Annotated in this window: 1 protein-coding gene and 1 pseudogene; both read right to left on the minus strand. The window is 63.2% G+C overall.

All coding sequences use genetic code 11. The features are described from left to right. On the minus strand, nt 1-272 hold a 272-nt coding region (locus CAF53_RS26910; protein ID WP_197707599.1), incomplete at its 3' end, for a hypothetical protein. Nucleotides 273-643: 371 nt separating this feature from the next. Beyond that, nucleotides 644-943, minus strand: a pseudogene (locus CAF53_RS26915) (recombinase family protein); the annotation flags it as partial.

Raw genomic sequence — 943 nt, forward strand, 5'->3', positions numbered from 1 at the left:
CCCTTTCGACGTTCGAAATAGCTGTGGCTGACGCCTTCGGCGATGCTGTCGATCCAGAAGGAACCATGATTGTAATCGTCGTCTTCGCTATCGACCAGTGCGGCGAGCGCGAGTGATCCCGTCCGCCCGAGCTGCCCAAGGCGCTGAATTGCCGCATGGAGCACGGGTGCAAGCTGCTCCGGTGTTGCGATGTCGATATCAGAAGTGGTCGTGATCACACGGATGGTCACGACGATTCCGACAGCCTTCGAGGATTCTTCGCTGGTGGACATGGCGATGTTCTCCATTTTGGATCACTATCGCCCCCTCCCTCCACTCCTGACCGCGAGACGGCATCTCATCATCGCCGATCAGTCACTTGGGCCGATGGATTGGCGCATCATTGCAAGCGGATCACCAACGCGCGGGCGTCGGCGTCGCAGGCCCCCGCCCCAAGCCAGACCGAACTGCCATCGCGGCTTCCGGCATAGAGTCCGAATAGGCGCACCATTTCGGTCCAAACCGCGAGTCCCTAGCACCGCCGCCTCTACGCCAGAGGCGGCGGTGAGGGTCCGCAGCAACTCGGTGCGCGTGCCGAGGATTCGCACGTCAGTCTTGCTATGGACTTCGACCCGCTGGGCACCGCCCGCACATGGTTTCGCGCCTAGGTGCCGTCATCGTGGCGGAGCTTGCGCTTGGCGGCCAACGCGAAGGCGTGAAGGCTCTCGACCGTAATCTCCGGGCTGATCCGCTCGATGTGCGCAACCGCGCGCTCGGCGTCGCCTCTGGCCTGATCGCGAATGGTGGTTAGCTCCGCGATCCGCGCCTTGAGCGACGGATCGCCCATATCCACCAGTCCGTTCTCGATCGCCTCATACAGCCGGGAGAGCTTGGTGTCGGCCTCCGTCGCACGCCGTTCCATCTCGGCGACATGCTGGCGGCGCTCCGTCACCCATTCTTCCCG

It is taken from the genome of Sphingobium sp. LB126 (genome assembly GCF_002795205.1).
Taxonomy (GTDB): domain Bacteria; phylum Pseudomonadota; class Alphaproteobacteria; order Sphingomonadales; family Sphingomonadaceae; genus Sphingobium; species Sphingobium chungbukense.